This window comes from Clostridiales bacterium FE2011, assembly GCA_017569305.1.
In the GTDB taxonomy this organism is placed as follows: Bacteria; Bacillota; Clostridia; order Christensenellales; family Aristaeellaceae; genus Aristaeella.
The window spans coordinates 1,524,623-1,543,774 of sequence record CP069418.1 but is presented as its reverse complement, the minus strand read 5'-3'; the positions used below and the strand labels follow the sequence as shown (position 1 = coordinate 1,543,774).

17 protein-coding genes and 3 tRNA genes are annotated in these 19,152 nt (G+C 55.0%); 8 read left to right on the top strand and 12 right to left on the bottom strand.

The window, feature by feature from the left end; all coding sequences use genetic code 11:
• Window positions 1-19 precede the first annotated feature (19 nt).
• From JRC49_07230 to JRC49_07215, 4 genes are all read left to right on the top strand, one after another.
• Window positions 20-2,569 carry an ATP-dependent Clp protease ATP-binding subunit gene (locus JRC49_07230; protein ID QTE72831.1) on the top strand — a complete coding sequence of 850 codons (2,550 nt, stop codon included), beginning with the start codon at window positions 20-22 and terminating at the stop codon, window positions 2,567-2,569.
• Window positions 2,562-3,125: a thymidine kinase gene (locus JRC49_07225; protein ID QTE72582.1), complete on the top strand. Its 564-nt coding sequence runs from the start codon at window positions 2,562-2,564 to the stop codon at window positions 3,123-3,125. Before JRC49_07230 ends, JRC49_07225 begins: the two co-directional genes overlap by 8 nt.
• Before the next feature lie 91 nt (window positions 3,126-3,216).
• Window positions 3,217-3,918, top strand: coding sequence for an L-ribulose-5-phosphate 4-epimerase (locus JRC49_07220; protein QTE72830.1), 702 nt, complete (start codon window positions 3,217-3,219; stop codon window positions 3,916-3,918).
• A 348-nt stretch (window positions 3,919-4,266) separates the two neighbouring features.
• A complete protein-coding gene (locus JRC49_07215; protein QTE72581.1) occupies window positions 4,267-4,545 on the top strand; it encodes a zinc-ribbon domain containing protein in 279 nt (92 codons plus the stop codon).
• 66 nt (window positions 4,546-4,611) lie between these two features.
• On the opposite strand, the gene JRC49_07210 is transcribed toward JRC49_07215, so the two are convergent.
• The 9 genes from JRC49_07210 to ruvC all read right to left on the bottom strand — a co-directional run bounded on the left by JRC49_07210 (window position 4,612) and on the right by ruvC (window position 11,863).
• Window positions 4,612-5,790 carry a DEAD/DEAH box helicase gene (locus tag JRC49_07210; protein QTE72580.1) on the bottom strand — a complete coding sequence of 393 codons (1,179 nt, stop codon included), beginning with the start codon at window positions 5,788-5,790 and terminating at the stop codon, window positions 4,612-4,614.
• Window positions 5,791-5,900: 110 nt separating this feature from the next.
• Complete coding sequence (locus JRC49_07205) at window positions 5,901-6,140, bottom strand: TIGR03905 family TSCPD domain-containing protein (protein QTE72579.1); 240 nt, start codon at window positions 6,138-6,140, stop codon at window positions 5,901-5,903.
• Window positions 6,141-6,207: 67 nt separating this feature from the next.
• Window positions 6,208-7,422: an elongation factor Tu gene (tuf, locus tag JRC49_07200; protein QTE72578.1), complete on the bottom strand. Its 1,215-nt coding sequence runs from the start codon at window positions 7,420-7,422 to the stop codon at window positions 6,208-6,210.
• Between the two features lie 73 nt (window positions 7,423-7,495).
• Window positions 7,496-7,569 (bottom strand) — tRNA-Gly (locus tag JRC49_07195).
• Window positions 7,570-7,635: 66 nt separating this feature from the next.
• Window positions 7,636-8,565, bottom strand: a complete 930-nt coding sequence (locus tag JRC49_07190) for a helix-turn-helix transcriptional regulator (protein ID QTE72577.1) — start codon at window positions 8,563-8,565, stop codon at window positions 7,636-7,638.
• A gap of 18 nt (window positions 8,566-8,583) precedes the next feature.
• Entirely contained in the window at window positions 8,584-9,612 is a 1,029-nt protein-coding gene (gene queA / locus JRC49_07185; protein QTE72576.1) for a tRNA preQ1(34) S-adenosylmethionine ribosyltransferase-isomerase QueA, read from the bottom strand.
• A 5-nt stretch (window positions 9,613-9,617) separates the two neighbouring features.
• Complete coding sequence (gene ruvB / locus JRC49_07180; GenBank protein ID QTE72829.1) at window positions 9,618-10,646, bottom strand: Holliday junction branch migration DNA helicase RuvB; 1,029 nt, start codon at window positions 10,644-10,646, stop codon at window positions 9,618-9,620.
• Between the two features lie 54 nt (window positions 10,647-10,700).
• Window positions 10,701-11,309 carry a Holliday junction branch migration protein RuvA gene (gene ruvA / locus JRC49_07175; protein ID QTE72575.1) on the bottom strand — a complete coding sequence of 203 codons (609 nt, stop codon included), beginning with the start codon at window positions 11,307-11,309 and terminating at the stop codon, window positions 10,701-10,703.
• A gap of 59 nt (window positions 11,310-11,368) precedes the next feature.
• Window positions 11,369-11,863: a crossover junction endodeoxyribonuclease RuvC gene (gene ruvC / locus JRC49_07170; GenBank protein QTE72574.1), complete on the bottom strand. Its 495-nt coding sequence runs from the start codon at window positions 11,861-11,863 to the stop codon at window positions 11,369-11,371.
• A gap of 250 nt (window positions 11,864-12,113) precedes the next feature.
• Here ruvC and argH point away from each other — a divergent pair, with 250 nt between their 5' ends.
• Entirely contained in the window at window positions 12,114-13,493 is a 1,380-nt protein-coding gene (gene argH, locus JRC49_07165; protein ID QTE72573.1) for an argininosuccinate lyase, read from the top strand.
• A gap of 102 nt (window positions 13,494-13,595) precedes the next feature.
• Here argH and JRC49_07160 read toward each other — a convergent pair whose 3' ends face one another.
• The 3 genes from JRC49_07160 to JRC49_07150 form a co-directional block, all read right to left on the bottom strand.
• Window positions 13,596-15,728, bottom strand: coding sequence for a radical SAM protein (locus JRC49_07160; protein QTE72572.1), 2,133 nt, complete (start codon window positions 15,726-15,728; stop codon window positions 13,596-13,598).
• A 71-nt stretch (window positions 15,729-15,799) separates the two neighbouring features.
• Window positions 15,800-16,189, bottom strand: a complete 390-nt coding sequence (locus tag JRC49_07155) for a hypothetical protein (protein ID QTE72571.1) — start codon at window positions 16,187-16,189, stop codon at window positions 15,800-15,802.
• A 474-nt stretch (window positions 16,190-16,663) separates the two neighbouring features.
• On the bottom strand, window positions 16,664-17,482 hold the full coding sequence (locus JRC49_07150) for an HAD-IIB family hydrolase (protein QTE72570.1): 819 nt from the start codon (window positions 17,480-17,482) through the stop codon (window positions 16,664-16,666).
• A gap of 126 nt (window positions 17,483-17,608) precedes the next feature.
• Here JRC49_07150 and JRC49_07145 point away from each other — a divergent pair.
• The 3 genes from JRC49_07145 to JRC49_07135 all read left to right on the top strand — a co-directional run bounded on the left by JRC49_07145 (window position 17,609) and on the right by JRC49_07135 (window position 19,102).
• Window positions 17,609-17,681: transfer RNA gene (locus JRC49_07145), tRNA-Thr, on the top strand.
• Window positions 17,682-17,691: 10 nt separating this feature from the next.
• Window positions 17,692-17,765 (top strand) — tRNA-Pro (locus tag JRC49_07140).
• Between the two features lie 383 nt (window positions 17,766-18,148).
• On the top strand, window positions 18,149-19,102 hold the full coding sequence (locus JRC49_07135; GenBank protein ID QTE72569.1) for an aminoglycoside phosphotransferase family protein: 954 nt from the start codon (window positions 18,149-18,151) through the stop codon (window positions 19,100-19,102).
• Window positions 19,103-19,152: the final 50 nt, after the last annotated feature.

Below are 19,152 nucleotides of genomic sequence, written 5' to 3'. Positions count from 1 at the left end.
TAACAGAAAGGAATTTTCCATGCCTATATTCGGTCGTTTTACCCAGAGAGCCCAGCAGACACTGATGCTGGCCCAGCGGATCGCTGCGGAGCTGCAGCAGCCGTATGTCGGAACGGAGCATTTCCTGCTCGCCCTGCTGAAGACAGGCGCTTCCGTACCGGAAGCGGTTTCTGCCCGGATGAGCTATGATTCTGTTGTGACGGAGCTGCGGGAGCACCTGAAGGAAGTCGGTGATCCGGAAGAGGCCAGAGGAAACCGGATCGAGCTGAGCCCCCGGGCAAAGAAAACGCTGGAAAACAGCGTGCTGGAATCCCATAAGCTGGGACAGAATTATGTAACCGTTGAACATATCTGGCTGGCCCTGCTGGGGAACGACGACGGTGTGGCCGGCGGCCTGTTCCGGAAAGCCGGCGTTGACCTGTCCGCAGCGCGGGAGCAGCTGCTCCGGCAGATGCGGGAGAACGCAGGCAATGAAGAGGCACCCCGCAGGATGCCCGGCTTTCCGCCCTTTGCACCTGCCCGGGGCAGGAACGGGAATGAAAACAACAAGAGCGAGCTGGAGAAATACAGCCGGGATCTGACGGCAGCCGCGGAGAAAAATGAACTGGATCCGGTGATCGGCCGGGAGACGGAGATCCAGCGGATTATCCAGATCCTGATCCGCCGGACGAAGAACAACCCAGTGCTGATCGGCGAACCCGGCGTGGGCAAGAGCGCAGTGGCCGAAGGCCTGGCGCAGCGCATTGTGCAGGGGAATGTGCCGGAACTGCTGATGGGAAAACGGGTCATGAGCCTGGATATCGGCAGCATGGTAGCCGGTACGAAATACCGTGGCGAATTTGAGGAACGGCTGAAGAACGTGATGGACGAGCTGCACAAGGCCGGCAACGTCCTGCTGTTCATCGATGAAATCCATACGATTATCGGCGCCGGCGCCACAGAAGGCAGCCTGGATGCCGCGAATATCCTGAAGCCTGCCCTGAGCCGCGGGGAAATCCAGTGCATCGGCGCGACCACGCTGGATGAATACCGCAAGCATATTGAAAAAGACGCCGCACTGGAGCGCCGCTTCCAGCCGGTGGTGGTGGGAGAACCGACAGCGGAAGAGACCCTGTCGATCCTCTACGGCCTGCGTGACCGGTATGAGGCGCACCATAAAGTACGGATTACGGATGAAGCGCTGGCAGCGGCTGTGAAGCTGTCTGACAGGTATATTCCGGACCGGTTCCTGCCGGACAAGGCCATCGACCTGATGGATGAAGCGGCCAGCCGGGTGCGGATTGCTGCCTGCACAGCTCCGCCGGATGTGCGGGAGCAGGAGAAGCGCCTGGAGGCAGTGGTGATCGAAAAGAAAGAAGCCATCTCCCACCAGGACTTTGAAAAGGCTGCTGCCCTGCGGGATCAGGAAAGGAACCTGAACCGCGAGATCGAGGAAAAACGGGCGGAGTGGAACCGGGCCCAGAGCACCGCGCGGGATACCGTGACGGAAGAGGATATTGCCCAGGTGGTGAGCCAGTGGACCGGTATTCCGGTATCCCGGATGACGGAACAGGAAGCCCAGCGGCTGGTTCGCCTGGAAGAGACGCTGCATCAGCGGCTGATCGGCCAGGAAGAGGCAGTCAGCGCTGTGGCGCGGGCAATCCGCCGGGCGCGGGCAGGCCTGAAGGATCCGAAGCGCCCCATCGGCAGCTTTATCTTCCTCGGCCCCACCGGCGTCGGCAAGACTGAGCTGTGCCGCGCACTGGGCGAGGCCATGTTCGGAGATGAAGACTCGGTGATCCGCCTGGATATGTCCGAGTATATGGAAAAGCATACGGTTTCCCGGCTGGTTGGTTCTCCTCCCGGATATGTGGGATATGAAGAGGGCGGCCAGCTGACAGAAGCGGTTCGCCGGAAGCCCTACAGCGTGGTGCTGCTGGACGAGGTGGAAAAAGCACATCCTGACGTATTCAACATGCTGCTGCAGATCCTGGAGGACGGGCGGCTGACGGATAATACGGGACGGGTGGTATCCTTCAAGAACACCATCCTGGTAATGACCTCCAATGCCGGCGCGCACGTGATCGGCAACGGACGGACCATGGGTTTCGGCGCAGACCAGAAAGGCGAAGCCCGGAACTATGAAGCCATGAAGGAATCCGTGATGAAAGAGGTCAAGGAGATCTTCCGGCCTGAATTCATCAACCGGGTGGATGAACTGATTGTTTTCCACAGCCTGAATGAGGATGAGATCCATAAGATCACGGAGCTGATGCTCAAGCAGGTGGCGGACAGGCTGAAAGAACAGGAGATCCTGCTGACCTGGGATCCGCAGGTAACGGAGAAGCTGGCGAAGGATGGTTACGATCCAAAGTTCGGTGCCCGGCCGCTGCGCAGGCTGATCCAGCGCACTGTGGAGGATACCCTGAGTGAAGAATTGCTGGAAGGTCATGTTCAGCTGGGACAGGAAATCCGGCTGACGGTGAAGAACGATACAATCGTGCCTGTGGGTAAGAAGGCCGTCAAAAAGAAAGCGGATCCGGAAACAGCAGCCGCTGTGCCGGAAAAGGAGGAAGATCCGGTTGGCTAAACTGTATTTTCGCTACGGAGCCATGGGTTCAAGCAAGACAGCAAACGCGATCATGGTGCAGTACAACTACGGAGAGCGGCATCAGAAGGTGCTGATGGTTAAACCGCAGCTGGAAAACCGTGACGGCGCCCGGATTATCCGTTCTCGCAGCGGGCTGGAAACAGAGTGCGTATTCGCTGAAGAACTGGAAACAATGGACCTGACCGGTTATGACTGCGTGATTGTGGACGAGGCCCAGTTCCTGACCAAGGCCCAGGTGGAATATCTGGTTCACATTGTGGATGACCTGGGTATTCCTGTCATCGCATACGGCCTGCGGGCGGACTTCAAGGGCAACTTCTTTGAAGGCAGCCAGTGGCTGATGGCCTGGGCGGATACGATCGAAGAAGTGAAGACTATCTGCTGGTGCGGCAAGAAGGCTACCTGCAATGCCCGCGTGATTGACGGGAAGGTTGCCCGGGAGGGCGAGCAGATCGTGCTGGGCGGGGATGAGAGTTATGTATCCCTGTGCAGGAAGCATTGGATGAGAGGACAACTGGGTCCGAAGACCAATTAAGAATTAAGAATTCAGAATTCAGAATTATTTCTGCTTCGATGGGGATGAAATTATGAATTGTGAATTATGAATTTAGGAGGAATGACCCATGCTGGAGGAACTCAAAAAACAGGTTTACGAGGCGAACATGCTGCTGCCCGCCTATCATCTGGTGACGTTTACCTGGGGCAACGTGAGCGGAATCGACCGGGAGAAGGGCCTGTTCGTAATCAAGCCCAGCGGCGTTCCCTATGAGGAACTGAAGCCGGAAGACATGGTCGTGATCGACCTGGAGGGCAACAAGGTGGAAGGCAGTATGAATCCTTCTTCCGATACGCCGACCCATGCGGAGCTGTACCGCCGCTTTAAGGACATCGGCGGCGTGGTGCATACCCATTCCCGGTGGGCTACGATCTGGGCCCAGAGCGGAAGGGATATTCCCGCCTATGGTACGACCCACGCGGATTATATCTACGGCAATGTTCCCTGCTGCCGGGATCTGACCAAGGAAGAAGTGGAAAGCGCCTATGAGCTGGAAACCGGCCGGGTGATCGCTTCTCACTTTGAGCAGAACGGACTGAACCCGAAGCATGTGCCCTGCGTGCTGGCACGGCATCATGGTCCCTTTGCCTGGGGCAAGGACGCGATGGAAGCGGTGCACAATGCGGTAGTGCTGGAGGAAGTGGCCATGATGGCCTGGCATACTGAAGCGCTTCCCGAGACTCAGACCCGGATGAACCTGCCGGAGTATGTGAAGGAAAAACACTTCATGCGGAAGCACGGCCCGAACGCTTATTACGGCCAGAAAAAGTAAGAAAACCAACTTTTGACCAAAAATAATGCATTTCGATTGTCTTTATTTGTCAAAAATGGAAAAATATCTTGCGTTTTAGACATGGCGGTAATATAATGTCGCCGGTTGAATCCTTCGGGTCTGTGGTTGCAAGCCGATGCCAGTCGCAGGCAAAGCGGTCCACGTAATCCGTCCAAAGCGGCGGGGAGCATGGTGCGGTCTAGATGTAAGTCCGTCCGGGAGCAATTCCGAGAGAAGCTAGTGAGGGTGCGTAAAGCACAGAGCAAACTTCCAGGCGGCGTGTGTGGGGGCAAAGACCAGGTCAGCCGGAGGAGTCGCCTATCAAAAAGTTATGGGGGTTACCAGATCATGTACGAAGACAAAACGCTGGTATGCAAAGACTGTGGCGCTGAGTTCGTTTTCACTGCCGGTGAACAGGAATTCTATGCCGAAAAGGGATTCCAGAACGAGCCCACCCGCTGCAAGGCCTGCCGTCAGGCGCGTAAGGCCAGCCGTGCTGCCGGCGCTCCGCGTCAGATGTACGACGCTGTTTGCGCGGAATGCGGAAAGCCCACTCAGGTTCCCTTCGAGCCTAAGGAAGACCGTCCCGTATACTGCAGCGAGTGCTTTGCCGCCCGCCGCGTGTAAAAACCAGCAAACACAAGAAAATTCCCGGAAACCTGGTTTCCGGGAATTTTTTTATTCGTATTCAGATCAAATGTTTTCAAAGAATGCAGAGCCGTCTTCCCGGCGCAGCACGTCATCCTCAAACTTGAGGGGCGTCGGCGCGGTGAGCATATACTTCAGGATTTCATCCATGCGGACGCTCTCCCGGAAGGTGACCAGGGAGAAACTGACTCCGTGCTTATGGGCGCGGCCGGTACGGCCGATGCGGTGGAGATAGTACTCGTTCTCGTTGGGAAGATCGTAGTTGATAACGGCTTCCACATCATCCACGTCGATACCGCGGGCGGCAACATCTGTGGATACGAGAATCGGGAACTTGCCGCGTTTGAAATCATTCATAACGGTGTTCCGTTTGGACTGGGGGATGTCCCCATGGAGGCACTGGGCGTTATAGCCTTCCTTGATGAGCCGGCTGGTCAGCTTGTCGGTCATGAACTTGGTGTTGCAGAAGATCATGATCCGCTGATAAACGTTGGCGTCCAGCAGGTAGAGCAGGTTATCGGTCTTGCTGTCCTGTTCGGTGGCGATAACGTACTGGGTGATCTGGGGCCGGTCGGCCTTTGTGGCCTCAACGGTGATCTCCACCGGATCATGCTGGTATTTCCAGGCAATCGTCAGCACGTCCTGATTGGTGGTGGCGGAGAACAGCACCAGCTGGCGGTCGGAAGGGGTGGACTCGATGATCTTTGTCACGTCTTTGACAAAGCCCATGTTCAGCATTTCGTCCGCCTCATCCAGCACCATGGTGTGAACGGCATCCAGACGGATGTTGCCCCGCTGCATATGGTCAAGCAGGCGGCCGGGGGTCGCGATGACAATCTGCGGCCGGCGTTTCAGCGCGGTAATCTGACGGGAGATGGACTGACCGCCATAGATAACGGCAATACGCACGCCGTCGATGAACTTGGCCAGCTTGGTCAGTTCCTCGCCGATCTGGAGCGCCAGTTCCCGGGTGGGGGCCAGGACGATCTCCTGTACGCGGCTGTCCTTCAGCTGGACGTACTCCAGCATGGGAATGCCAAAGGCACAGGTTTTGCCGGTGCCCGTGGGGGCGATGGCATTGATGTCATGACCTTCCATCATCAGGGGAATGGTCTTCGCCTGAACAGTGGAGGGCTCTTTAAAGCCCATTGCCTGAACGGCACGGAGGATCTCTGAGGAGAGATCCATGGATTCAAAAGATACTGTAGTTGATTCGGAATTCATAATATAAATATCAGTTAATTCTGCGTGCAGAATATATGGTCCATAGTTAAAAAGTTAACCAGTTAAGAGTGATGAGTGAAGAGTGTAGAGTGAAAGCATATCACGACTGATCAGTCGTGATATGCTTTAATCGCCTGTGCGAGCTGATCAGGACAGGAAGTACCGCCGCGGCACTGAATGCCCTCGAGCATAGCGGCAACTTCTTCAGCGGGACGGCCGAGAGCCAGCTTGGCCACACCCTGGGTGTTGCCCTTGCAGCCGTCGTTAATCCGGCAGAAGGTGATGATGCCGTCCTGGATCTCCAGGTCAATGGAAGTGGAGCAGGTTCCTCTGCATTTATAGTTGAACATGATAACCTCCATAAACAGACAGAAAGGAACGCTCCCGCATCGGGAGCGTTCCGTTTAAGCGTTGAAATTACTCAATGACCTTGGCCACAACGCCGGAACCAACAGTACGGCCGCCTTCACGGATAGCGAAGCGCAGTCCCTGCTCCATAGCGATGGGGGTGATCAGGGTGATTTCCATGTCGATGTTATCGCCGGGCATCACCATTTCCACGCCGTCGGGCAGCTTGATGTTGCCGGTAACGTCAGTCGTCCGGAAGTAGAACTGGGGACGATAGCCGTTGAAGAAGGGGGTATGACGGCCGCCTTCTTCCTTGGTCAGCACGTACACCTGGCCGATGCAGTGGGTGTGGGGATGGATGCTGCCGGGCTTAGCCAGAACCTGGCCGCGCTCGACTTCGTTCCTCTGGATACCACGCAGCAGGGCGCCGATGTTGTCGCCGGCTTCCGCCTGGTCCAGCAGCTTGTGGAACATTTCAACACCGGTAACAACGGTGTTCCGGGGCTTGTCCATCAGGCCGACGATTTCGACCGGATCGGACACCTTAACGGTACCACGCTCAACACGGCCGGTAGCCACGGTGCCGCGGCCGGAGATGGAGAACACGTCTTCGACGGGCATCAGGAAGGGCTGGTCGGTTGCACGTTCGGGTTCGGGGATATAGCTGTCGACGGCGTCCATCAGTTCCCAGATGCACTTGCACTCGGGAGCGTTGTCAACGTCGGTGCCGCCAGCCTGCAGGTACTCAAGAACCTTCAGAGCGGATCCCTTGATGATCGGGATCTCGTCGCCGGGGAAGTCGTAGCTGCTCAGCAGCTCACGGATTTCCATTTCAACCAGCTCCAGCAGCTCTTCGTCGTCCATCATGTCGGTCTTGTTCATGAACACGACGATGTAGGGCACGCCAACCTGACGGGCGAGCAGGATGTGCTCACGGGTCTGGGGCATCGGGCCATCGGGAGCAGAAACCACCAGGATAGCACCGTCCATCTGGGCAGCACCGGTGATCATGTTCTTAACATAGTCAGCGTGGCCGGGGCAGTCCACGTGAGCATAGTGACGCTTTGCGGTCTCATACTCAACGTGAGCGGTATTGATGGTGATTCCACGTGCTTTTTCTTCGGGAGCCTTGTCGATTTCGTCATAGCGCATAGCCTGCGCTTCGCCCTTGATCGCCAGGGTCATGGTGATCGCAGCGGTCAGGGTGGTCTTGCCATGGTCAACGTGACCGATGGTACCGATGTTTACATGGGGCTTTGTCCGTTCATAACGTCCTTTTGCCATTTGGGGTCTCCTCCTTAAAGTTATCGTCGCTCAAAAGCGAGCCAATAATTGCTTCCGAGTCATTGATGCGGTCTGGAGCGGGCGATGGGAATCGAACCCACGTGACCAGCTTGGGAAGCTGGAGCTCTGCCATTGAGCTACGCCCGCATGCTCCGCATCAAGCCCTTGAAGACTTGCGAACAAACTGTATTTTATCCGGTTTTCCCTTGCGTGTCAACCCTTTGAGGGATGATTGGAAGGCGTTGCACGGGAAAAGGGGATCAGGGGTGAATGCCCCTGTATTTTCATCATGGAGCGGTACTGACCGGGGGTTGTACCGGTCATCCGGCGGAACTCCTTGACCATGTGACTGCAGTCGGTGTAGCCGGTCCGGTCACTGATGGAGGCAAGGTCCAGATCGGAGTATACGAGGTACAGTTCCACTGCCTCATTGCGGAGCTGCTGGATGAACTGCTTGCAGCTCAGGCCGTAGAACTCACGGAAACGCTTGGCGAACCAGGGATAGCTGAGGTTGCACTGTGCGGCCAGGTCTTCCACCTTCAGCGGCTCGGAGATGTGCTGCTCAATATAGGCCGGAATTTCCAGAATGGGATCCTGGGGCTGCGGCTTATAGTCCGTCATGGTATCCCGTTTACCCAGCCAGAAGCGGGAAAGACCGGTGATCAGCAGGTAGAGCATGGCACGGACTTCAAGATCCCAGGCGAAATCCTGCTTTTCACATTCGACCACGCACTCCTGGATGACTTTATCCAGCTGCCAGCGCTTGACATCCTCGGCGTTCATATAGGAGGACAGATGCGCATGGGAAACGTCCAGGGAGAAGGAACGCAGATCAGACAGATAGGAAGGAATCTCCCGCAGGCGGGTGGCGCTGAATTTGACCACGTCAAAGACAACGGGATTGCCGTCCGCAGATTCAACAGAGTGGCGAACCAGCGGCGAGATATAGATCAGCTCGCCCGGCTTCAGGATATAGGTGTAGCCTCCGCGGACAACCCGGCAGACGCCGCTGCGCATCAGCATGACTTCGCTGAAATAGTGGCTGTGCGGCACAACGGGGAAAAAGCTGCTGTTGGCAGGGGTATCCATGCGGTAGCACGCAAAGGCCTGGCAGAGGGAAGAATCCCGGATCATTTCGCTCAAGGGAGTGTACCTCCTGTTTTATTCGATAAACATGGCGTCGCCGAAGGAGAAGAAACGGTATCTTTCCTGAACGGCTTCACGGTAAACGCTCAATGCTTCATCCCGGCCTGTCAGGGCGCTGACAAGCATGAGCAGGGTACTCTGGGGAAGATGGAAGTTGGTGATCAGGGCATCCACCGCCTTGATTTTGACACCCGGGTAAATGAAGATGGCGGTGTCTTTGGCACCGGCATGGACGATTCCGTCCTCGGTGGCCATGGTTTCCAGCGTACGCACGGAGGTGGTGCCGACACAGACGATCCGGCCGCCGGCCTGACGGATCCGGTTCAGCGTTTCGGCCGCTTCTTCCGTTACCTGGCAGAACTCGCTGTGCATGACGTGCTCTTCCGCGTTCTCCACCTTCACGGGGCGGAAGGTGCCAAGACCCACATGGAGCAGGACAGGAACAACGGTGATTCCTTTGGCCTTGATCCGCTCCAGCAGCTCCGGCGTGAAGTGGAGGCCGGCCGTGGGGGCGGCGGCGGAACCTTCCTGTTTCGCGTAGACGGTCTGGTACCGGTTCGCGTCCGCCAGCTTTTCGTGAATATAGGGCGGCAGGGGCATCTCGCCCAGACGGTCCAGCACTTCCTCAAAGACACCGTCGCAGTGGAAACGGACGATCCGTCCGCCGATGTCCTCCACGTTGTCCAGCACTTCGCAGCGGAGCAAACCGTCCCCGAAGGAACAGATGGTCCCGGGACGAAGCCTGCGGCCGGGGCGGACGAGGGCTTCCCAGTCTGTGGCGTTGTGCCTGCGCAGGAGGAGAACCTCCACCGGAACGCCGGTGTCTTCCTTCACACCGAGCAGACGCGCGGGGATGACCTTGGTCTCGTTAATGACCAGGGCATCTCCCGGGTTGAGATAATCAATAATATCGTAGAAGTGCTTATGCTCAATCTGTCCGTTTTTCCGGTGGTATACCAGGAGACGGCTGTGATCCCGCGGTTCCACGGGGGTCTGGGCAATCAGCTCTTCGGGAAGGTCGTAGTTGAAGTCGGAAGTTTTCATTAGGGTCAGATCTCCATCCTGATTTGGGCTTCTGCGGAGGCAGGCATGTTCTTTTTCATATGGTTCCAGGCGGCGGGGGTGCAGACCCGTCCGCGGGGAGTCCGCATGAGGAAGCCCAGCTGCATCAGATAAGGCTCATATACGTCCTCAATGGTGACGGCGTCCTCGCCGGTGGTGGCTGCCAGGGTATCCAGGCCTACCGGGCCGCCGGCAAACTTGTCCATCATGCAGGAAAGAATGTTCCGATCCACCTTGTCCAGGCCAAGTTCATCCACGTCCAGCAGGGCCAGGGCTTCCCGAGCGATATCCCGGCTGATATGGCCGCCGGCTTTCACTTCGGCATAGTCCCGGACACGCTTGAGCATACGGTTGGCGATACGGGGCGTACCGCGGCTGCGGCGGGCAATCTCCAGCAAGCCTTCCGGATCCGCGTCCACACCGAGGATGCCGGCGCTGCGTTCCACGATCTGCCGGAGCTCTTCCGGCGTATACATCTCCAGGCGGAACAGCATACCGAAACGGTCGCGCAGGGGAGCGGAAAGCTGCCCGGCACGGGTGGTGGCACCCACCAGGGTGAACTTCGGCAGGTCCACGCGGATGCTCCGGGCGGTGGGGCCCTTGCCGATCATGATATCGATGGCGTAGTCCTCCATGGCGGGATAAAGCACTTCCTCCACCTGACGGGAGAGGCGGTGGATTTCATCGATGAAGAGTACGTCGCCTGCGTTCAGGTTGCTGAGGATGGAGGCCAGGTCGCCGGGCCGTTCAATGGCCGGACCGCTGGTGACACGGATATTCTGTCCCATCTCCGCCGCGACGATGCAGGCGAGGGTGGTTTTGCCCAGGCCGGGAGGACCGTAAAGCAGCATATGGTCCAGCGCGTCATGACGGGAGAGGGCTGCCTGGATATAGATATCCAGACTGCTCTTAACTGCCTGCTGGCCAACATAGTCCTTCAGCGTATGGGGACGGAGGGTCTGCTCCACAGAGCTGTCCTCCGCCATATAGGACCCGGTCATCAATCTGTCGTCCATCATTTGCTGTAACTCCTGCCTTTGAGATTGCTGTGCTGATGATTAGGCTTCAAATCAGAATCCCGCCATGGCCCTGAGTGCCAGGCGGATCAGTTCTTCCGGCTTGTCGGTCTGGTCTTTGATCTGGGAAATGGCGTTCCGCGCTTCTGTGGAGGAATATCCCAGGGCAATCAGCGCTTCGATCGCTTCGGTCACCGCGTCGGAACTGAGCGAAGGCGCGGCGGCGCCCTGCGACGGAGCAGCCGCGGCGGAAACATCCGCCTGGCTGATTTTGTCCTTCAGCTCCAGCGCGATCCGCTGGGCGGTTTTCTTTCCGATGCCCGGCGCACGGGACAGGGCATTGACGTCCTCGAGCAGGATCGCGAGGTTCAGATCCCGCAGGGGCATGGCACCCAGGACGCCCAGGGCGGTCTTGGGACCGATGCCCGAAACGGAGGTCAGCTGAAGGAACATCTCTTTCTCTTCCCGCGTGGCGAAGCCAAAGAGCTCCATTGCGTCCTCCCGGACGGAAAGATAAGTGTAGCAGCGCATCTTTTCCCCCACGGGCGGAGCCGCCTGCAGGGTGTTGTTGGAGCAGTTGAGCTGCCAGCCGACGCCGGAAGCCAGAAGGACGAGGCTGCCGTTCAGCTTTTCGCAGACTTCGCCTTCGATAAACGCGTACATATTGTTTCCTCCATAACGTGATCGCAATAAACCAACGATGAAAAACCGGAATCCGTTCCCTATTTCATCAGGAATTGGGATTTGGCCACGCCGGCCTGGCAATGGGTGATGGCACAGGCGATGGCATCAGCGGCGTCATCCGGCTTTGGGATTTCATCCAGCTTCAGCAGAAGCTTGACCATCTGCTGGATCTGCTTCTTATCGGCTTTGCCGTATCCGGTGATCGCCTGCTTGATCTGCATGGGGGTATATTCGTAAAGGTTCTGGGTGTATTCAGCCGCAGCGATGATTGCCGCGCCGCGGGCGGCGCCGACCATCAGGGCGGTGGTCACGTTCCGGGCGAAAAACAGCTCTTCAAACGCCACATCATCGGGGTGGTAGATGTTGAGCAGGTCCCGGACGCCGAGCTGCAGCGTGCGCAGGCGGTTCTGCATGGGGACGCCGGCTTTGGTCTCAATACAGCCGTAGTTGATCAGCTTCATACGGCTGCCTTCCGCCTCCACCACGCCCCAGCCCATCAGGGCATAGCCCGGATCGATGCCAAGAACGATCAAAAAACCGCCTCTTTCCTATATAAATACAAAAACATGGTAAACGTTACCCCACGGAATGTCAAGGCGAACAAAAGCTTGTTTTTGTTACAGATCCCTTGCTGCAGACCGTCTGCGGCTGACCGGGGTGCGGCACGCAGCCGGAGCAGGAAAGACAATCATAAAACGGTCTTTTTTCCGTACTGTTCTATTGCGTAAACGGTTGTTTTGTGTACAATGTTGATGTTATGTGAGACTGAAGGAGGCTTGTCGTATGAAGCTTTGGGGAGGACGGTTCGAAAAGGCAACCGACGGACTGGTGGATGATTTCCATTCCAGCATCTCTTTTGACAAGCGGCTTTTTGAGCAGGATATTACCGGTTCCATTGCCCATGCAACCATGCTGGGTGAGGAAGGCATCATCCCCGCGGCAGACGCGGAGAAGATCGTGGCCGGCCTGAAGGACATCCTGGAGGATGCCCGGGCCGGAAAGATCGAGTGGATGGTGGACGCCGAGGATATCCATATGAACGTGGAAACCCTGCTGACACAGCGCATCGGCGACGCCGGAAAGCGCCTGCATACCGGCCGGAGCCGGAATGACCAGGTGGCACTGGATACCCGGATGTATGCCAAGGTGGCCTGCCGGGATACGGAGGCGATGCTGGAGGAACTGATCGACGCGCTGCTGACCATCGCCCAGGAAAACCTGCATACAATCATGCCCGGATATACCCATATGCAGAAGGCACAGCCCATCACGCTGGCTCACCATATGATGGCTTACGTCCAGATGTTCCTGCGGGACAGGAACCGTTTCAGCAACGCCTACAAGGCAGCGGACGTCATGGTGCTGGGCTCCGGCGCGCTGGCAGGAACAACCTATCCCCTGAACCGGGAACGGGTGGCCGAACTGCTGGGTTTTGAAAAGATCTCCGAGAACAGCCTGGACGGCGTAGCCGATCGGGATTATATGCTGGATTATCTTTCCGCGGCTGCCATCTGCATGATGCACCTGAGCCGCTTCTGTGAGGAACTGATCCTTTGGAACACCAACGAGTTCCGCTTTGTGGAAATGGATGATGCTTTTGCCACCGGCTCCAGCATCATGCCCCAGAAGAAGAATCCTGACGTAGCAGAGCTGATCCGCGGCAAGACCGGCCGGGTCTACGGACACCTGATGGGCCTGCTGACCGTGATGAAGGGCCTGCCGCTGGCCTACAACAAGGATATGCAGGAAGACAAGGAAGCCTTCTTTGATACCCGGGATACGCTGGTGAAGGGCCTGACCGTTTTTACCGCGATGCTGAAGACCGTGACCTTCCGCAAGGATGTGATGGAACGCGGAGCATCCGGCGGATTCACCAACGCCACGGACTGCGCGGACTACCTGGTGAAGAAGGGCGTAGCCTTCCGCGACGCCCACAAGGTGGTCGGTGAGCTGGTGGCTCACTGCCTGAATGAAAACAAGGCCCTGCTGGACCTGACCCTGGAAGAGCTGAAACAATTCCATCCGGCCTTTGAGCAGGACGTGTTTGATGATCTGAGCATGATCTCCTGTGTGGAGAAGCGGAAGATCCCCGGAGCTCCCGCTCCGGAAATGGTACAGCGGGCAATCAACGCCGCCAAGGCAGCACTGAAAAACGATCAATAAGCAATTAAAAAACTGATTCCATTCAGGAATCAGTTTTTTACAAGCAGCATAATGGCTTCTGTACAGCCGCCGCGGACAATCCGGTCTGCGGCGGCTTTATATTCATGTTGCGGCAATCTGCAACCCGGCGGGGAATTCTGTCAATTCCTTTCCCGCAAAATTACCGGAATCAATCCAGATCAGCTTTTCTGATGGCTCATATGGCATCAATACCCTATTGCCGCTTTTTTCCTCTTTTGTATTCCGGGGCTTTCCGGCGTCAAAGCGAACGATCCCTTCGCTTCCCAGATCGACGATCTTTTTCATTAACGGTGATATATCTTTCGTATTGACTTTCTGCGAATTTGTTCCACTAATATTCAGCTGATCACCGGTGTGAAGCTGCTTCAGTACAGGAAGGATTCTGTTGTCGACAGAAGAGGCTTTCACACGCAATATCAGATGGCTTTTACTGTGCTGTGCTTCCTGCCGGATACGGAAATAGATATCGAGATCCTTATAGAGTTCAGTCCGTTCTTCCGGGGTGTCCGGGATGATAATCAAAACGTTCTGCAGACCGGACTGGAACAGTAAACGGACATATGCCTCATCCGTGAAAGCCATGCCGTTTGTTGATAAAACGGTTCCGGAGGACAGCTTTGCTGCTGTGCAGAGTAATTCCGGGAATCCGGGGAGCAATGTCGGTTCGCTGCCGCAGAAGAACACGGTATCGTGACGATTGATCCCGTGAAAACGCAGCAGCTCCGCGAACTCTTCTCCGTTCAGCTGTTCTTCCGGGTCGTCTTTGTCATACAAATCGAAGAACAGGGTCTTTTTCGGAACGGACCGGTGCTGGGCACCAAGAAGAACCGGAAGCTCCGGAATCTGTATAAATGTTTCAATCAGATAGGGGATCAGCTTTTTATAGAAACCACACATGGCGGTTTCTTCCACTCCGTTGGCACCGGAATAATAATCGGCGGAGTGACAGATACCGCCGCAAAGGCTTCTCCATATACAGTCTCTGCAACGCGGGAGCTCCGCCATGGAACGATTGCAGAGGGTGCGAATCACATCTGTATGGAGCAGCTGCTCTTTGACCGAACCCTGATCCAGGCTCCCGATCCTGAAATCCGGATCGTTGATAAAATCGTCACAGGTATAGAAATCACCGTTCATTCCAAATCCCAGAATGTCCCGCCCGGAGCCGCAGGGTGCACGCGTGCACATAAAGTCATGCTGGTTTGAGAATACCTTACGGGCTATTTGGGTCAGATGGTTTTCACTCAGGTCGCACGGGCGATCGGCGCGGGTATTAAACATAACAATGCGATCCAGAAGGCGTTTGTAAGCGTCGAAGAGGATATCCGGTGTTACGAAGTTCTCTTCATCGTTCATCCCACGTCCGACCTTCAGGAAAGGGGAAAAGGACAGATTGTATATCTGGTTTTCCAGGAAGAAATCCAGAACGTGATCGATCTGTTCCGCAAATCTTCGCGTCATAACCGAAATGACGCCCACGTTGATCCCGTGAGATTGCAGCATCCGGATACCGCGCATAACCTGCTCGAAGGATTCCCTGCCATTGGGAAACGGGCGGGTCAGATTATGGATTTCCGGCGGACCGTCCAGACTGACCCCAACAGACACTCCGTTATCAAGCAGGAAACGGACGCGCTCTTCTGTCAGCAGGGTTGCGTTTGTCTGGATGGATAAGTCAATCCTGTCGCGGCAGGGCTGTACGTACTGTGTCAGTTTTTCCACAACATCATAGTTCAGCAAAGGTTCCCCGCCGTGCATGACGATCGTGATCTTGCTTTTTTCATCGTCCGCATTCATGGCTAAGAATTCATCCACGATCCGGAAAGCGGTCTCCGGCTGCATCCATGCCTTCTTTTTCTCGCCGGCCCGTACATAGCAATAGGTGCAGTTCAGATTGCAGTCTTCGGTGAGATTCAGAACCGCAAGCCGTGGAAAACGTCCCTGATGACAGTCATCACAGTAATGAGCTGGACCGCAGTCCCTGACGGATCGGAAATCCATTTGTTTCATCGCGTTCAGCAGGCTGGAAATTTCATTACGGGACACAAACGGGAATTCGTTTTGCAGATCCAGGGGATCTTTTCCAGCCGCGGCAGCCAGAAACAATTTCTTCCCATCCGGATCTGCCAGGAGCCAGTCTCCGGTGGCGGGATTCAATGCCAGTTCTTTCTCTCCGATCGGTAACCAGACTACATTGAGTACGTCGTGATCCATGGATCATGCCTTCCTTAAAAAACCGGATTGCGGACATTTGACTGACCACAATCCGGCTGGCTTTTTATTCGTTATGCTTCGATTTTGAGATGTTTGTGCACTTCCGCTATTCTCTCCTGAGGAACAGAGAGAACTCCGTCTTCGATGGTGCAACCGCGACGAACGAGATACAGATAATCCTTGCGTGTCAGTATTCCCTTGATTTTGATCTTTTCAGGGGGCATAGGGAAAGGCCTGCCGGGGCGCCGCTTCGTATAATCCGGGATGGGCTTCACGACCTGGGCGTAAGTCAGGCCGGTGTCTTCCGTGAGAGAACCTTTGAAATAAAGGTCTCCTTCCGGAACGGCGACGGTCACCCTGCCGCGTCCTGGGATTACGACCATCGCAGTGTCTTTAGCTTTGAGGCCGGTGTCAAAGAATTCTGCGGTTGCTTTTTGAGCCTTGGTTGCTTTTGCTGACATGTCTTTTTCCTCCTTTTCATCGTGCAGATAAACTACAAACTTGCCAGAAAGGTCTGCGGGGACGTTTCTTAAGATGCCGGGTGTCTGCGATTCAAGAAGAATTGTTCATAATGGGGATTGTTTTTCCCCATAAAAACCAATAGAAGAGACAATCAAAAACTCAATGGTGCAAAACATGTTGTACAGGCTTTGGGAGTCAGTCGATACTGAACTGTCAGAGCGATCGGTAAGGCATTGTTATGATGGTTTCTTCACAACTATAGATTTATTAAACATTTTCCCATTCTCTATACTTATAAATATCATATGTAATACGGATTCGTCAACAAAAACCCGTAAAAAGTGCGGATTTTTGGTAAAAATACAATGGCGTAAAATTGGACTGATATATATTTGCGCAATACATATGTGATTGTATTATCGACCTGAAGTGCGGAGAAACGGAATCAAAAAAAGACTGATTCCATCCAGGAATCAGTCTTTTGCAAGCATCATTATGGCTTCTGTACAGCCGCCGTGGTCCTGATCGGAAACGATCCGGTCCGCGGCGGTTTTGACATAGTCCGGCGCGTTGCCCATGGCGATCCCAAGTCCGGCTGTCCGGAGCATGGGGATATCGTTGTCCGCGTCGCCTACGGCAATACAGGCTTCCAGCGGAATGTCCAGCAGGCCGCAGAGGCGCTGGAGCCCGGATCCTTTGCTGACGCCGGCGGCGGAACATTCCAGGGAGGATATTTCGGAATAGACCAGCTCCAGATCCGGTGTTTCCAGCTGTGCACGGGTGCGGATCCGTTCCTCCACTTCCGCGTGATACAGGTTGATCTTCAGGAAAGGCTCGGTGCAGGATTCGGCAAAGGCATAAATATCCGGCACCAGCGTCATGGCTTTTTCATACATAGGCCGGTAGACGCCCATGTTGTAATGCTCCAGCCGATCCATCTGGGAGGCCTGGATCACATCCCGGTCCGCCAGCACCAGCTGGGGCATGATATCCTTTGTGCGGGCAACGGACAGGATTCGTTTTGTCTGTGCGTCAGGAATAGGCTTCAGGCCGAAGGCCTTCCTTTCCCGGGTATCATACAGGCCTGCGCCGCTGCAGAAGATCGCGTACCGTACTTCCGGAAGCAGGGCAATCTGCTCGGCCAGTTCCGGTACAGCCCGTCCGGTATCAAAGACCACCGTCTTTCCGGCAGCACAGACCTTCCGGATGGCCTGGATGGCGTCCTCAGGGAGCTCCTTCCGGCTGTTGAGCAGTGTCCCGTCCAGATCCAGGGCGATCAGCTGGTACTTCATGCGCGATCTCTCTTTCTATCATAGTGCCGGAGCAGTTTACCATACCCTTTCCCGGATGTCCACAGGCGGCGAAAAAAAGGCTGGACAAACGAAAGTCCCTTTGATATAATAGCCTTTGCTGATCGTGCCGATGTGGCTCAGTTGGTAGAGCAGCCGATTCGTAATCAGCAGGTCAGGGGTTCGAGTCCCCTCATCGGCTCAGTTTATATCGAGGTGTAGCGCAGTTTGGTAGCGCGTTTGGTTCGGGACCAAAAGGCCGCGGGTTCGAATCCCGCCACTTCGACAGCAAAAAGGCACCCCAAATGGGGTGCCTTTTTTTGCTGTTTCCGAAATGGCAGGGATTCGGACCACGCGGCCTGTAAGGCCGTGGGGAAAGCCGCCGACGACTGCCAGTGGCAGAGATCTCGTCGGCGGCTTTCTCAACCGAAACGAGCGAGCTCCACAGTGTGGAGTCGCGACGATTGAGGTTGCGGCGCGAAGCGGAATCCCGCCACGAGACCAGTAACTATATCCGTTGCGGCGCAAAACGAAATCTCGTCACTTCGATCTCCGGCCAGTGGCGCGGAGTTTTTGCTGGATGGACACGGGCTGGCGGGTTTGATAAAATGTGAACGAGAATGTCATTGGCAAGGAGATTCCTTGTGAGAATAATTCAGATAAATGACCATGGAAGGACATAATCGCAAGGTGTGCTTTATGGGCAAAGCGGATGCGGCAATAGAAACAGTTAAACAAATTATCAGGACTCACTTTGGCTGTGATACGGATGAGATCGGGAAAATTCGGAATATAACCAATAATTCCGTATACTTCTTCACGATAGCAGGGAAACGTTATTATCTGAAACTGTACAGAAGTAAAAACTGGCCGGAAAAAGGGAAGGTTCCCTTTGTTTATCAAAGACTATCACAGAACCATATTCGCAGTGCCGAGTTAATTGCTTACAACCGGGATAATGAGATGTATCCGAATGGCTATCTGATCGAGTGCGAGATACAAGGCACGGCAGCAGATAAAATACTGCTTGACAGAGAACAGGAAATCGGGCTTTATATCAAATTGGCGGAACTGATGTCTTCTGTGCACAGTATATGCATCCCAAATTACGGATATATCGGCAGCGGTATAGCCAGCCATAATGGCATGATTGATTTCCTTGAAGACGAATTTGACGGAATCGATGACAGCCTAGAAGGCATAGTACCGGAAAAGCAGTTGAAAAAGATGAAGGCAATGGTCCTGGATACTATGCATAATTATGAGGACTTGCCATCGGTTTTGTGCCATGGCGATTTGTCAAAGAAAAATGTTATTATTTGTGATGATGGTGAAATATCGTTGATTGATTGGGATGATGCCATGGCCTTAAACTGGATGGCGGATGTTTCCCGACTGACATTCTGGATGAAGCAAAACTACAGCAACCAGGAATACAGCTTGTTTCGAAATGTGTTTTTGGACCATTATGGTGCTACTCATCGTAAAGCTCAGTTTGATGCTTTTGAAAGCGCTTATCATATCTACACAACCCTGGATTTTTTGATCTTTTCTATCAGAGTTGGAGACACGGAAACGGAGAACCGTTTGAAAAGTTGTCTTGACAGTTTTAATACACTTTGAACGGCTGGATTCGAAGAGAAAGGTATCCCTTTGTTTATCGAAATGCAACC

Bases quoted from the DNA above. Each gene is read 5' to 3' on its own strand.
- JRC49_07210 (QTE72580.1), bottom strand. From the start codon at position 5,790: ATGAATTCCGAATCAACTACAGTATCTTTTGAATCCATGGATCTCTCC.
- argH (QTE72573.1), top strand. From the start codon at position 12,114: ATGAAGCTTTGGGGAGGACGGTTCGAAAAGGCAACCGACGGACTGGTG.
- JRC49_07150 (QTE72570.1), bottom strand. From the start codon at position 17,482: ATGAAGTACCAGCTGATCGCCCTGGATCTGGACGGGACACTGCTCAAC.
- JRC49_07205 (QTE72579.1), bottom strand. From the start codon at position 6,140: ATGTTCAACTATAAATGCAGAGGAACCTGCTCCACTTCCATTGACCTG.
- JRC49_07135 (QTE72569.1), top strand. From the start codon at position 18,149: ATGGAAGGACATAATCGCAAGGTGTGCTTTATGGGCAAAGCGGATGCG.
- queA (QTE72576.1), bottom strand. From the start codon at position 9,612: ATGAAAACTTCCGACTTCAACTACGACCTTCCCGAAGAGCTGATTGCC.
- JRC49_07155 (QTE72571.1), bottom strand. From the start codon at position 16,189: ATGTCAGCAAAAGCAACCAAGGCTCAAAAAGCAACCGCAGAATTCTTT.
- ruvA (QTE72575.1), bottom strand. From the start codon at position 11,309: ATGTACGCGTTTATCGAAGGCGAAGTCTGCGAAAAGCTGAACGGCAGC.
- tuf (QTE72578.1), bottom strand. From the start codon at position 7,422: ATGGCAAAAGGACGTTATGAACGGACAAAGCCCCATGTAAACATCGGT.
- ruvB (QTE72829.1), bottom strand. From the start codon at position 10,646: ATGGACGACAGATTGATGACCGGGTCCTATATGGCGGAGGACAGCTCT.
- JRC49_07230 (QTE72831.1), top strand. From the start codon at position 20: ATGCCTATATTCGGTCGTTTTACCCAGAGAGCCCAGCAGACACTGATG.
- JRC49_07215 (QTE72581.1), top strand. From the start codon at position 4,267: ATGTACGAAGACAAAACGCTGGTATGCAAAGACTGTGGCGCTGAGTTC.
- JRC49_07160 (QTE72572.1), bottom strand. From the start codon at position 15,728: ATGGATCACGACGTACTCAATGTAGTCTGGTTACCGATCGGAGAGAAA.